The sequence below is a fragment of the Paenibacillus glycanilyticus NBRC 16618 genome, assembly GCF_004000805.1.
Taxonomy (GTDB): domain Bacteria; phylum Bacillota; class Bacilli; order Paenibacillales; family Paenibacillaceae; genus Pristimantibacillus; species Pristimantibacillus glycanilyticus.
In genome coordinates this window covers 1-14,010 of record NZ_BILY01000044.1, presented here as the reverse complement: position 1 = coordinate 14,010, position 14,010 = coordinate 1, and the positions used below count along the sequence as shown (strand labels likewise).

The following is a 14,010-nucleotide window of genomic DNA, read 5'->3' as shown; positions in this document are numbered from 1 at the left end:
TATAGAAGGGAGTGACGTTTTTTGCATATCGTATGGTCGAGTCTTGTCATCCAGCTAGTTGCGTTCCTGATCCTTCTGTACTTGCTGAAACGCTACGCATTTGGCCCATTGCTGAGCGTAATGGAACAACGCAGACAGTATGTTGCAGAGCAAATCGCTAATGCGGAAACAAGCAAGAAAGAAGCTGAACAGCAGCTGGAGCAACAAAAACAAGCACTTCAGGAAGCTCGTAAAGAAGCTTATGACATTATTGAGCAAGCTAAGGCTACAAGCACGAAACAAGCCGATGACATTATTCAAGTTGCGAAATCCGAATCCACTCGTCTGAAGGACGAAGCGGTTAAAGATATCGAGAGCGAGAAAAACAAAGCGGTTGCTGCACTTCGCGAAGAGGTTGGCGGTATTTCCGTCAAAATCGCGTCGAAAATTATCGAGAAGCAAGTGGACGAGAAATCCCAGGAGCAATTGGTTAACCAATACCTGAAAGAAGTTGGAAGCAAATGAGCCGGGATACTGTCGTAGCGAAGCGCTACGCTAAAGCACTGTTTGAGCTTGCTAACGAGCAAGGCATCGTGTCGGAAACGGAAGATCAGCTTAAGCTGATTGTTCAAGGTCTGAAAAATGATGCCGAAGCGCGCAAATTCCTGGAGCTTCCTAGCATCGAGCCGGAGAAAAAAATCGCTGTGCTGAAAGGCGCATTCGGCGATCATGTATCCGCGCTTGTCCTTCATACGCTTGAACTTATTCTTGTTCGCGGGCGCCAAGAGCTGATCTCGGATGTATACGATGCGTATACAAAGATCGCCGGCGAAGCGCTTGGCCAAGCGCATGCGGTTGTGTATACGGCCCATAGCTTGTCGGCTTCGGAACTGGCTGAGGTAGAAGTTAGCTTCGGCAAGCTCAGCGGCAAGAAAATTGTTGCAGAACAAATCGTTAAACCGGATTTGCTCGGCGGCGTGCAAGTACGCATCGGCGACCGTCTGTATGACGGCAGCCTGTCCGGCAAGCTGGAACGTTTACAAAAATCGTTTAAAATCTAATGCAGGTAGATAGGGGTGAACGAATTGAGTATCAGACCTGATGAAATCAGCACGCTGATTAAACAACAGATCGAACAATATAAATCCGAAATTCAAGTCGTTGACGTCGGCACCGTAATCAATGTCGGTGACGGTATTGCCCGCGTGCACGGTTTGGAAAATGCGATGCAGGGCGAACTGCTCGAATTCTCCAACGGCGTTGTAGGCATGGCGCTCAACTTGGAAGAAAGCAACGTCGGTGTCGTTATCCTCGGTCCTTACACGGATATCCGTGAAGGCGACCAAGTAAAACGTACGGGCCGCATCATGGAAGTTCCGGTAGGCGAAGAGCTTCTGGGCCGCGTTGTTAACCCGTTGGGTCAGCCGCTTGACGGCAAAGGCCCAATCAACACAACTCAATTCCGTGCGATTGAATCCCCGGCTCCTGGCGTAATCGACCGTAAATCGGTACATGAGCCAATGCAAACGGGCATTAAAGCAATCGACGCGATGGTACCGGTTGGCCGCGGTCAACGCGAGCTGATCATCGGTGACCGTCAAACAGGTAAAACGGCGATTGCGATCGACGCAATCATCAACCAAAAAGGCAACGGCGTGAAATGTATCTACGTTGCCGTAGGTCAAAAACAATCCACTGTTGCGGGCGTTGTTGAAACCCTTCGCAAACACGGTGCTCTTGATTACACGATTATCGTAACAGCTGGCGCATCCGAACCGGCTCCATTGCTCTTCCTGGCTCCTTATGCAGGCTGCTCGATGGGTGAGTACTTCATGTATAAAGGCGAGCACGTTCTCGTTATCTACGATGACTTGTCGAAACAAGCGGCTGCATACCGCGAATTGTCCCTGTTGCTCCGCCGTCCGCCAGGTCGGGAAGCTTACCCAGGCGACGTATTCTACCTGCACTCCCGTTTGCTCGAGCGCGCTGCTAAACTTAGCGACGCACTTGGCGGCGGCTCGCTGACGGCACTTCCGTTCATCGAGACTCAAGCGTCCGACGTATCGGCTTACATTCCTACGAACGTAATCTCGATCACGGACGGACAAATCTTCCTGGAATCCGACCTGTTCTACTCCGGCCAACGTCCGGCGGTTAACGTAGGTATCTCCGTATCCCGCGTAGGCGGTTCCGCTCAAATCAAAGCAATGAAAAAGGTTGCCGGCACACTCCGTCTGGACCTTGCGGCTTACCGCGAGCTTCAAGCGTTCTCGCAGTTCGGCTCCGATCTCGATAAATCGACACTCGCCCGTCTGAACCGCGGTGCTCGTACGATGGAAATCCTGAAGCAAGGCGTTAACCAGCCGATGCCGGTTGAGAAGCAAGTTATCTCGATCTACTCCGCGGTTAAAGGCCACCTGGACGAAATTCCGGTTGCGGACATTCTCCGCTTCGAGAAAGAATTCCTGGCATTCCTGGATTCCAACCATCCGGAAATCGGCGAGTCCATCCGTACAACGAAAGACCTCGTTGCCGACAACGAGAAAGCTCTTGTTGACGCGATTGCGAAGTTCAAAAAAGGCTTTTCTGTAACGGCTTAATCGCCTATAAAAGCCTCTAAATAAATGTCTCGCGCCCGTCTTCGTACGGGCGCAGGCGCTTAACACCAGGCTTTGTTTATGCATTGAGGTATGGCAAGCCGTTTGTATGGAAGGGGCTGCATAAGCCGCAGAGTTTACGTGCCGCTTTTGAACCTGTATCCTCACCGCGAGGTGGACTGTTCAAAGGATACAGGTTCAATGGCGGACAAGGTGAAATGCAGACTCCTGGAATACAAACTACAGCTTGCCCTCTCCCCACTGCATCTGCAAAGCAACAAAGGCGGGTGACAATGCAATGGCAAAAGGCATGCGCGATATTAAGCGCGAAATCAAAAGTAAACAAAACATGAAGCAAATCACGAAAGCGATGGAGATGGTTGCGGCTTCCAAGCTCAGAAGAGCGCAAGAGGCATCGACGAAAGCCCGTCCTTATTCGGATAAGCTGAAGGAAGTAGTAGCAAGCATCGCAGCAGGCACGAAAGGCGTGAAACACCCGATGCTCGAGACGCGTCCGGTGCAAAAAACGGGTTACCTCGTTATCACCTCCGACCGTGGTCTGGCAGGCGGCTACAATGCGAACGTCCTTCGTAAAGTAACGCAAACGATTCGCGAGAAGCACAAATCGAATGATGAGTACGTATTGTTCGTAATCGGGCGTAAAGGCCGGGATTACTTCCGCCGCCGCAATATGCCGATCATCGACGAGGTTATCGGTCTTTCCGATTCGCCAACGTTCGCGGACATCAAATCGATCGCTTATAACGCAGTCAAAATGTTCTCTGAGGGCAAATACGATGAGTTGTACATCTGCTACAACCAATTCGTAAACGCAATTACTCAGATCCCGACAGAAACTCGTTTGCTTCCGCTGCAGGAAGTAAGCGGCAACGGTCCGGTAACTTCGTACGAGTACGAGCCGTCCCCGGAAGGTGTTCTGGAGGTACTGCTGCCTAAATACGCGGAGACGCTTATTTACAGCGCGGTGCTTGACGGGAAAGCCAGTGAGCAGGGCGCTCGCATGACAGCCATGGGCAGTGCGACGAAGAATGCTAACAAAATGATCAACCAATTGACGCTGACCTACAACCGGGCTCGTCAAGCGGCGATTACGCAAGAGATCTCTGAGATCGTTGCCGGTGCGAACGCGCAGGCATAAGGCATATAGAAGTAAAAGAAAGTACCAGGAGGGAAAACCATGAAAAAAGGACGCGTTGTATCCGTCATGGGTCCAGTCGTTGACTTGGAGTTCGAACGCGGTAACCTGCCGGAAATTTTGAACGCCGTCAAAATCGTTCAAAAAGCCCCAGCAGGCGGCATCGATATTAATCTGACGCTTGAAGTAGCAGTTCACCTGGGTGATAACCTGGTTCGTGCTGTTGCGATGAGCACAACTGACGGTCTGGTCCGCGGCATGGAAGCTGTAGACACAGGCGCGCCAATCACAATTCCAGTTGGTGCGCCAACACTCGGCCGCGTATTTAACGTACTGGGCGAGCCAATCGACCAAGCTGGCGACGCAACTTCGGAAATTAACCTTCCGATTCACCGTCAAGCTCCTGCATTCGACGAATTGTCCACGCAATCGGAAATTCTCGAAACAGGCATCAAAGTTATCGACTTGCTTGCTCCGTACGCAAAAGGCGGTAAAATCGGTCTGTTCGGCGGCGCGGGCGTAGGTAAAACGGTAACAATCCAGGAACTTATCAACAACATCGCGCAAGAGCATGGCGGTATCTCCGTATTCGCCGGCGTAGGCGAGCGTACTCGTGAAGGTAATGACCTTTACCACGAGATGAAAGATTCCGGCGTACTTCCAAAAACAGCGATGGTATTCGGACAAATGAACGAACCGCCAGGCGCACGTCAACGTGTAGCCCTGACGGGTCTGACAATGGCTGAATACTTCCGTGACGCTGAAGGCAAAGACGTACTTCTGTTCGTCGACAACATCTTCCGCTTCACGCAAGCAGGTTCCGAGGTTTCGGCCCTTCTCGGCCGTATGCCTTCCGCGGTAGGTTACCAGCCAACGCTGGCAACTGAAATGGGTCAATTGCAAGAGCGTATCACATCGACGAAAAAAGGTTCGGTTACTTCGATCCAAGCGATCTACGTACCTGCCGATGACTATACTGACCCGGCTCCTGCAACGACGTTTGCTCACTTGGACGCTACAACTAACCTTGAGCGTAAAATCTCCGAGATGGGTATCTTCCCAGCGGTAGATCCACTTGCTTCGTCGTCCCGTATCCTGAACCCGGACATTCTGGGCGAAGAGCATTACAACGTAGCTCAAGGCGTTAAGAAAATTCTTCAGCGCTATAAAGAGCTTCAAGATATCATCGCAATCCTTGGTATGGACGAGTTGACTGAGGAAGACAAGCTGACTGTATCGCGCGCGCGCCGCATTCAATTGTTCCTGTCCCAACCGTTCCACGTTGCCGAGCCGTTCACAGGTATCAAAGGTAAATACGTACCTGTTAAAGAATCCGTTCGCAGCTTCAAAGAAATTCTCGAGGGCAAACATGACGACCTTCCGGAAGAAGCTTTCCGGTATGTAGGTGTGATTGAAGAGGCCGTGGAGAAAGCCAAAACGCTGTAATAGCGAAAGGCGGGAGGAATCCACATGAGTACTTTTCTGGTTGAAATCGTAACTCCGGAGCGCAAGGTTTATGCGGAGACGGCTAATATGGTCAGCGTTAAAGGGATCGCGGGCGAGCTCGGCATTTTGCCGAACCACATTCCGCTGGTAACGCCGCTGCGTATTGCGCCGGTCAGCATTAAGCGCGACGGTAAAGTTGATGTTCTTGCTGTAGGCGGAGGTTTCATCGAAGTCCGTAAGGACAAGGTGGTCATCCTGGCCGAAAGCGCTGAGCTGGCTTCCGAAATCGACGTTAACCGTGCACAAGCTGCCAAACAGCGCGCTGAAGAGCGCCTGGCTGCTAAGCGCGACGAAGTCGACTTCAAGCGCGCAGAGCTTGCTCTGCAGCGTGCAACGAACCGGATCAACGTTACAGAACGTTAAGAACTTAAAGCCGTTCAAATCTCATCTAAAGAGATTTGAACGGCTTTTTCATTTCGACAATTGTTTTATCGCGATTTTGTCATAATGCCGACTTGCGTCTCATTGACTTCAATATAAGAATCTCTCACAATGGAGGAAATAAGATGAACGGTAGAGCAGGGGGCACTGGCATGATTGATATACATACACATATTTTGCCTGGCATCGATGATGGTGCGGCGGATTGGGAGCACTCGATTCAGATGGCCCGTGCAGCGGCTGCTGAAGGAATTACGGGGATTATAGCGACTCCCCATCATTACGACGGCAAATATAGCAATGACAAAGAAACGGTAATAGAGCTGGTTGCCGAATTGAACAGTAGATTAAGCGAGCTCGCTATCCCCCTGAAGATTCAGTCGGGGCAGGAGATACGGATCCATTCCGAGTTTTTGTCCAACTGGCAAAGCGGAAAGCTGCTGACGATGGGCGAATCTCCTTATGTACTCATAGAAATGCCCTCCTCGCAGATTCCCAAATCGATGGAGCAGGTCGTATACGAACTGCGCCTGCTAGGCGTCCGTGCCGTCATAGCCCATCCGGAGCGGAATGCGGAGGTGGTTCAGAATCCGGACCGTCTGGCTGAGCTGGTAGAGCTTGGCGCTTATGCGCAGGTAACGACTCATTCCTTGCTGGGAGGCTTCGGAAGAGGGATTGAGAAATCGGCTTGGACGCTCTGCAGGCGTGGTCTTATTCATTTGGTATCTTCCGATGCTCATCATCTGGAGTGGCGGAGCTTCAAGATGAAGGAGGCCTATGAACGGATCGAATCCGAGCTGGGGCCGGTATGGAGAAGGTATTTCGAACGTAATGCGCAGGCGATCTGGAATGCCAGAGAGTTATCCGATCAACCGAATCTTGTGCAGCAGGCCGCGAAATCGGGAGGCTGGGGCAAGATTAAATCCTTGTTCGGCAAATAAAAGATTTAGCGATAAATAAATGACCTGTCAGACATGAACAATTTATGATCATGTGGTGACAGGTTATTTTTTCTGTCCAAAAGATGGTTCATTTCTATTGACTTAGATAATGATAATCCTTATCATTGAGAAAGTAATTATTGAGAATGATAATCATTTTATGGGGGTCTAGCAATGAAACAAATGAAATGGACAGGTCTCATTCTTGTGGCAATGATGGTATTCCTCGCTGCATGCGGAGGCGGCAACAACGCAGGCAATGCAGGGAATAACAAGCAAGAGTCCGAGCAAGCAAGCTCAAACGCGAATGCAAATGCAAGCACAAATACAACAGCTAACGAGACGGCGGAACGCACCGTCAAGCATGCGCTTGGCGAAACGAAAATTACCGGAACGCCTAAGAAGGTCGTTGTTCTGGAGTGGACCTATGCGGAGGATCTGATCGCGCTTGGCGTACAGCCTGCCGGCGTAGCGGATGTGAAGGGCTACGGGGAGTGGTACGGAGCTATTGATCCAAAGCTGGATGCAACGGTTGTTGATGTAGGCACGCGCCAAGAGCCAAGCATCGAGACGATCACCAGCCTTGAGCCGGACTTGATTATCGGCGTAAACTTCCGCCACGAAGCGATTTACGATCAATTGTCGGCTATTGCGCCTACGCTTATTTTTAACCCGTATCCGGAAGAGGGCGGACTTGACCAATACAGCGAAATGGAACAAACCTTCTCGGCCATTGCGGATGCTTTGGGCAAAAAAGCGGAAGGCGAGAAAGTACTGGCCGATCTGCATAGCTACTACGATGAGTCCAAAGCGAAGCTGGCTAGCGCAGGCAAAGAGGGGCAAGAGGTTGTATTCACGCAAGCTTGGACCAATGAAGGCGTAGCAACCTTCCGTCTGTTCACAGACAACTCGATGGCTATGGCGATTCTCGCGAAGATCGGTTTGAAGAATGCGCATCAGGACAGCACGTTCCAGCAATACGGCTATTCGGAAACGGATATCGAAGGTCTGACCAAAACGCCGGATGCAAGCGTATTGTACACGACAAGCGCGACGGATACCGTCTTTAGCGAGCTGCTTCCCAAGAATGAAGTATACAAGAACCTGAACTTTGCAAAAGAAAATCGCGTGTACGACATGAAAGGCATCTGGCCGTTTGGCGGTCCATTGTCTGCAAAGCTTCTTGTAGAACGCACGCTTGAAGCGCTCGGCTAATGAATACGAACCTGCAAATTACAAAGGAAACAAGTAAGGGCATCTGGAGCCCGCTGCTGTTATCAGCGGCGGGTCTTCTGCTGCTCCTTGCTTTAGCTTCTTATCACCTGACACTTGGGGAAGCCGCTATACCGGTGAAGACCGTATGGCGGGCTATTTTTGAATCGACTCCCGTATTGGAGCATCAAATATTGTGGACAGTCCGGCTGCCCCGCATGGTGATCGGCATTCTGACAGGCGGGGCGTTGGCCGTGGCCGGCGCGTTATTTCAAAATGTGACCCGCAATCCGCTCGCGTCCGCCGGCACGCTGGGCATTAACGCGGGGGCTTTTCTCGCCCTGACGGTAGGAACGATTATGTTCCCGGGGCTTGCAATGGGCTTCCCCCTGCTGCTTACGTTCATCGGTGCAATTGCTGCTGCCGCGGCGGCTTTTGTCATGGCGGGAGGTACAAAGGCGTCTCCTGTGCGGCTTGCTTTGTCCGGGATGATCGTTACAATGACCGCGGCTGCTTTTACAGGCGTGCTTCAATTATTTCATGAACAAAAGACGCAAGGGTTGTTCATGTGGGGCTCCGGCTCGCTTGTGCAAAATGATTGGGGCGGCGTTCAGCACGCATGGCCTTGGATTATCGGCTGCTTTCTGCTTGCTTTTCTGCTCGCGGGCAAATGGGATCTAATGGAGCTCGATGAGGATACGGTTACCTCGCTGGGGCAAAAGGTCGGACGGATCCGCCTTACGGGTCTTGGCATCGCCGTATTGCTCGCGGCAGCTGCCGTCAGCGTCGTTGGTCCAATCGGCTTCGTGGGCCTGATAGCGCCGCATCTCATGCGGATGTTAGGAGCTAAGCGGCATGCTGTGCTGCTTCCGCTGTCTTTCCTATGGGGAGCTATTATCGTTATTGGCTCGGATGCCATCGCGATACATTTCAAATATTCGCTTGGACCTTTGCCTGCCGGTGCCGTAACGGCGCTTATCGGAGGCCCATGGCTTGCTTGGCTTGTCCTGCGTACGGTAAAGGCCCGCAAGGAAGGGGCGCCGCAGACAGGGACTTCGCCTGGACGTTCGGCTACGAAAGTACCGTTTGGCTGGTGGGTGGCGATATTCTCGCTGCTGCTCGTTGCAAGTCTTATTGTCAGTCTTGCATTCGGAAGCTTGCGCATTCCGGTAGCGGATGTCGTTAACGCTTTGTTCGGCCACGGGGCGGACAGTACGCAGCGTATTGTCGAGATGAGGATCCCCCGTACGCTGGTGGCCGCGCTTGCCGGCGCCACGCTTGCCGTAAGCGGCTTGCTGCTGCAAGGAGTTGTCCGGAACCCGCTGGCGGATCCGTCCATTATCGGCGTAACAGGCGGGGCTAGCGTTGGGGCTATGCTGATGCTCGCCGTATTTACGCAGGTATCGGTGCAATGGCTGCCTGCGGGTGCTTTTATCGGTGCGGTAGGCGCTGCGGTAATCGTGTTCCTGCTCGGGCGAAAAAGCTCCTTTAATCCTTCGGTCGTCGCCCTGATTGGTCTTGCCGTCTCATCGATGGCCAGCGCAATCGTTCAGGTGCTCGTTATCCGCATGAAGCTGACGCTGGCATCTGCGCTTGTATGGTTATCCGGAACGACTTACGCGCGCAACTGGGATGATTTCTGGCAGCTCGTGTTCTGGCCGATTATCCTGCTGCCGGTTGCTTGGTACCTGGCACGCAAAGTGGATGTTCTTCAATTCTCGGATGCGACCGTCACGAATCTGGGCCTTCGCGTTGACCGTACACGGCTCGTCATTGGCGGGGTTGGCGTTGCCATGGCCGCGGCAGCCGTTGCGACGGTAGGCTCGATTGGTTTTATCGGACTCATCGCCCCTCATATGACGCGCATGCTGGTTGGACCGAAATACCGCAAGCTTGTTCCTTTAACGGCTTTGCTCGGGGCTTTGCTGCTGGTCCTCGCCGACACGGTGGGACGGTCGCTGCTTGCTCCCAAAGAGCTGCCGTCCGGACTGGTAGCGGCGGTTATCGGAGCGCCGTATTTTATGTATCTGATGTATCGTTCTGGCAAAAAATAGAAGGTTATGGAAGGAAGGCTGTCCTAAGCTCGCGATATGAGTCTAAGGACGGCCTTTTTTCGACGCATTTAGTGCTTATGTAACAAAAAAGTTTAAAAAATTATACAAAATGGCGAAAAATACCTTACATATCTATCAAAATTTATCAATTCATATGTTAGTATATATGACATAAATACTAGATGACCAGGATATGGGGGATGCACATGTTCGACTGGCTGGGTACAAAAAAAGGACTGCCGCTTTGGGTCTCATGGCGTTTGAATCATGGGATGAAGAAAGACGTTGAACAGATCTTTGAAGGCATTGCGGAAACGCGCAAAGAGCTGCTTACTTCTTGGGCGCATGAATATTGGGGGTACATCGAGCGGCTGGCGGAGCAGGTAGCGGCGGTATCCATAGATGGCAAATCGTTGCATCAGGAAGAACAAAAGCTGGCCGTTTCCCGTCTGCTCGAACGTACATATGCCAGAGGGAATGACTGGACGGAGCTGTTCCTGCTTGACCGGGAAGGACAGGTTCTCATCTCCACCTACGAGAAACATAGAGGGACGCTTTACGGCAGCGGGAGCGTGATTGAACCGGGTCTTAACTACGCTAGAGCCGGCGGCAAGCCGCGGCCGTGCTTGTATGGACCTTACGGCGATCCGGTTACGTTAAGCCTTGGAGCAAGATCCTCTTCTTTTCACGATAAAATGACCCTGCTCTTCATCTTTCCCCTTACTGTGAATGGAGAATATGCAGGGACGTTATGCGGTCGGGTTCCGAACGATGTGCTGGGGGATCTGATCCAGCGGGAATCCGGCCACGTCTATCCGGACTCGGGCGACAACTATATTTTTATGGCAAAACCGCACCTGAATCAGCATATCGCGCTTGGAACCGCATTGTCGCGAAGCCGCTTCGAGGACCGGACGTTTACGTTTGGCGAGAATTTGAAGGATGGAGTTACGACGGACTGGGGAATGGTCTCGATCAAGGAGCATACGGAGCTGGAGATTATTTTCACCGATCCGGCTACGGGCCAGCTTCATCCCGGCGTCCGCAACACGATTGATAACGGCAGCAACCTGTTTGTGGAATTCCCCGGTTATTCGGATTACCGCCATATCCCGGTTATCGGGAAGGGCGTAACGCTTCAGATGCCGCATTGCCCGGATGTATGGGGGATGATGTGCGAAGGCGACCTGGAAGAGGTGTACCGGATTCGCAGCATCCGCTGGCGCTTCAGCAAGCTTCAGCTGTTGCAGACGCTCATTCAGGCCGTGCTGGTAGCGGTGCTGGTAGCGGTTCTTGCCTCGGCAGCTCCGGTATGGGTAACTGCGGCAGCTGCAGGCGTATGGACTTTGGTATTCGGGCAATTTGTCGCCGGTGCCGTGCAGCGGAAGGAATCCCGCCGGGTTGTCCGCAATTTGCGGCGAATCAACCGGTTCATCCGTATTAACGCGGAGGGTAAAGGGGATTTGACGCAGCGTCTTGAGCCTTCCAAGTTCGACAACGATGAGACGAGAGAGCTTGCCAAGTGGATTAACAACATGATTGATTCGCTCGAGGGGATCATGCTGAAGGTGAAGCTGGCCGCATCGGACGTATTATCCAGTCAAAATGTCATGAATGAGTCGGCGGCCGTTACCGCGAAGTCGACGGAGCGGGTCAGTCGCAAGGTTGGCGATATGATCGGCAGCATCCGCAATCAGTTGAAGGATATCGATATGGCGAAGCATTCCGCCGACGAGATGAGGGATACGCTGCGACTCTTGGAGCTGCAGGCTGCCGAGCAGATTGCCGTGGCGCAATCGGAAGTGGACCGGATCGGGGATAAAATGCAGCATATCTCCACGAAAGTCGGCGATACGAATGATACGATCCGCCGGTTTATGCATACGGTTGAAGAGATTCGCGGCGTTCTGCAGGTTATCGAGGAGATCTCGGCGCAAACGAATCTGCTTGCATTAAACGCCTCCATCGAGGCGGCACGCGTAGGCGAGCAGGGGCGCGGCTTTGCCGTTGTGGCATCGGAAATCCGCAAGCTGGCCGATATGACCCGCCGTTCCACGGAGGAAGTGCATCAGATTACGCACCAAATCTATGATGAAGCGAAGCAGGCTTACGCGTCGATGGACGAAGGGACAAAGGTCGTCGAGGAAGGCACGCAGCTGGTTGCGGCCGCGGCGAGCACGCTGCAGACGGCGCAAAGCGAGGACAGCCGGAAATCGCAGGTCGTAGACGAGGTAGTGAACCTGATGGAACGGATTGCCCTCGTCAGCATGGAGAACCGCAAGGTATCCTCCGACGTGGAGGGCAAAGTCCAGGAACTGATCGGAGAGATGGACAGTGTACGCCAAACCTCGGAGAGCGTAGAGTCGATCACGAAGTTCCTGCAGCAGCTGGTGGGACAGTTCAAGCTGACGGAGTCGCGGTCGAGATAAGTGTAGGAGCAGGAAGGACGCATGGTGGATGGCGTCCTTCCTGCCTTTTTTATTGCGTTGAGGGGGAGTGATTCCGCCAAGCAGTGCGAGTTGGGCTGCTTAACGATGTGGGACATCGTTAAGATTGGTAGAACGGGTGCTGGTGGGAGTCTTAACGATACGGGATATCGTTAAGAGAAGCGTGAAGCGGTAAAAGTAGCAATGTCGTGCGAATTCTGGGCTGCTTAACGATGTGGGAGATCGTTAAGATTGGTAGAACGGGTGCTAGTTGGAGTCTTAACGATACGGGATATCGTTAAGAGAGTCGCTATGCCAATAGCCGTTCTAGGATGAGCGAGTGGATTTGTTTAACTTTGGGATATCGCAAGGGGTGGCGAGCATAGGCTAATAGTGTGACAGGCGGGTATCGTGCTGACCGGGCGTCCGGCGGGTGACACGCGGTTCCCGGGAAGCCGCGCCGTTACGGGCTTGTCCGGCTCTTCGGGGAAGCGGAATCGAACAACTCTTTCATAGACGGCTGTGGAAGCTTTTGTTATAATTGTGAGGAAAAATGACCAAGCGGCTGGTCCGCTTTGACGGAGGCGATGGTGTGGACAATTACGTCAACCAGTATGTCGTCGTGGCTATTTTTATTTTTCTCGGGATCTTGCTCCCGGCAGCGGCGCTGACCGTCGGTAGACTGCTCAGACCGCATAAGCCGAATGATCCGAAGCAAGCAACCTACGAGAGCGGCAATGAGCCGGTCGGCGAAGGGCAAGTGCGCTTCAACATCCGGTATTACATCTTTGCGTTAATGTTTGTCATCTTTGATGTGGAAACCGTTTTCTTATACCCTTGGGCCGTCGCATATAATAAGCTCGGCCTTTTTGTGCTGGTTGAGATGTTCATTTTTGCGGCAATGCTGTTTATCGGACTTCTATATGCCTGGAAAAAGAAGGTGCTGAAATGGAATTCAGTTTAGAGTCGATATCGCTGGAGGAACGCAAGGAGCTGGAACGCAACGTATTTATGGGAACGCTGGAGCAGCTTAAAGCCTGGGCGAGGAGCAACTCGCTCTGGCCGCTGACCTTTGGTCTAGCCTGCTGCGCGATTGAAATGATGGGAACCGGCGCTTCCCATTACGATCTTGACCGGTTCGGGGTGATGTTCCGTACCTCGCCGCGCCAGTCGGACGTGATGATTGTCGCCGGTACCGTGACGAAGAAAATGGGCCCGCTGCTGCGCCGCCTGTATGACCAGATGCCCGAGCCCAAATGGGTGATTGCAATGGGCTCCTGCGCGACGGCCGGCGGACCGTATATCAAGTCTTATGCGGTGATGAAAGGCGTAGACCAGATCGTCCCCGTCGATGTTTACATACCGGGCTGTCCGCCTAATCCGGCGGCGCTGATCTACGGCATTAACAAGCTGCAAGAAAAAATCCGTTACGAAGCGAAAACCGGGAAGCGGGTGACGGACCGATGAGCGAGGAGAAGGACGAAGGGCAAAGGCCGGAAGAGATAAAAGCTGAAGAGATAAAGACAGAAGAGATAAAAGCTGAAGAGGAAGCGAAGGCTGCCGCGGAATTACCGCAATCTCCGGCAGAGGCCCCAGCGACCGCGGTGGATGCGGAGCGGGAAGCGAAGCTGAAGGCGGCGGCGGCGAAGGAGGCCGCGAACGCGGACGGAGCAGCGCCGGAGGGCGCGGTGGATGCGGAGCAGGAGGCGAAGCTGAAGGCGGCGGCGGAAGCACGCGCGGCGAGAGCGGCGGCGAAGG

At 52.9% G+C, this 14,010-nt stretch carries 12 protein-coding genes and 1 pseudogene; all 13 read left to right on the top strand.

Annotated elements, in window-relative coordinates:
• The first annotated feature begins 21 nt into the window (after positions 1-21).
• Complete coding sequence (gene atpF, locus PGL01S_RS26160) at positions 22-504, top strand: F0F1 ATP synthase subunit B (RefSeq protein ID WP_015847363.1); 483 nt, start codon at positions 22-24, stop codon at positions 502-504.
• Complete coding sequence (locus PGL01S_RS26155) at positions 501-1,040, top strand: F0F1 ATP synthase subunit delta (RefSeq protein ID WP_127497898.1); 540 nt, start codon at positions 501-503, stop codon at positions 1,038-1,040. Before atpF ends, PGL01S_RS26155 begins: the two co-directional genes overlap by 4 nt.
• Positions 1,041-1,064: 24 nt before the next feature.
• Entirely contained in the window at positions 1,065-2,579 is a 1,515-nt protein-coding gene (gene atpA / locus PGL01S_RS26150; RefSeq protein WP_127497896.1) for a F0F1 ATP synthase subunit alpha, read from the top strand.
• A gap of 295 nt (positions 2,580-2,874) precedes the next feature.
• Positions 2,875-3,735: an ATP synthase F1 subunit gamma gene (atpG, locus tag PGL01S_RS26145; protein WP_127497894.1), complete on the top strand. Its 861-nt coding sequence runs from the start codon at positions 2,875-2,877 to the stop codon at positions 3,733-3,735.
• Between the two features lie 39 nt (positions 3,736-3,774).
• The gene (gene atpD, locus PGL01S_RS26140) at positions 3,775-5,178 is read left to right on the top strand and encodes a F0F1 ATP synthase subunit beta (protein WP_127497891.1); all 1,404 of its coding nucleotides are present in this window, start codon (positions 3,775-3,777) and stop codon (positions 5,176-5,178) included.
• 24 nt (positions 5,179-5,202) lie between these two features.
• Positions 5,203-5,601: a F0F1 ATP synthase subunit epsilon gene (locus PGL01S_RS26135; protein WP_127497889.1), complete on the top strand. Its 399-nt coding sequence runs from the start codon at positions 5,203-5,205 to the stop codon at positions 5,599-5,601.
• A 170-nt stretch (positions 5,602-5,771) separates the two neighbouring features.
• Positions 5,772-6,560 (top strand): tyrosine-protein phosphatase, encoded by a 789-nt coding sequence (locus tag PGL01S_RS26130; RefSeq protein WP_127497887.1) that lies wholly within the window; start codon positions 5,772-5,774, stop codon positions 6,558-6,560.
• Positions 6,561-6,734: 174 nt separating this feature from the next.
• Complete coding sequence (locus PGL01S_RS26125; RefSeq protein ID WP_127497885.1) at positions 6,735-7,775, top strand: ABC transporter substrate-binding protein; 1,041 nt, start codon at positions 6,735-6,737, stop codon at positions 7,773-7,775.
• Complete coding sequence (gene fhuB, locus PGL01S_RS26120) at positions 7,775-9,826, top strand: Fe(3+)-hydroxamate ABC transporter permease FhuB (protein WP_127497883.1); 2,052 nt, start codon at positions 7,775-7,777, stop codon at positions 9,824-9,826. Before PGL01S_RS26125 ends, fhuB begins: the two co-directional genes overlap by 1 nt.
• 206 nt (positions 9,827-10,032) lie before the next feature.
• Positions 10,033-12,255 (top strand): methyl-accepting chemotaxis protein, encoded by a 2,223-nt coding sequence (locus PGL01S_RS26115; protein ID WP_127497881.1) that lies wholly within the window; start codon positions 10,033-10,035, stop codon positions 12,253-12,255.
• 550 nt (positions 12,256-12,805) lie between these two features.
• Positions 12,806-13,216 (top strand): NADH-quinone oxidoreductase subunit A, encoded by a 411-nt coding sequence (locus tag PGL01S_RS26110; RefSeq protein WP_127497879.1) that lies wholly within the window; start codon positions 12,806-12,808, stop codon positions 13,214-13,216.
• Positions 13,201-13,719 (top strand): NuoB/complex I 20 kDa subunit family protein, encoded by a 519-nt coding sequence (locus tag PGL01S_RS26105; protein ID WP_127497877.1) that lies wholly within the window; start codon positions 13,201-13,203, stop codon positions 13,717-13,719. Before PGL01S_RS26110 ends, PGL01S_RS26105 begins: the two co-directional genes overlap by 16 nt.
• Positions 13,716-14,010 (top strand): annotated as a pseudogene (locus tag PGL01S_RS30975) (NADH-quinone oxidoreductase subunit C); the annotation flags it as partial. The gene PGL01S_RS26105 and the pseudogene PGL01S_RS30975, both read left to right, overlap by 4 nt.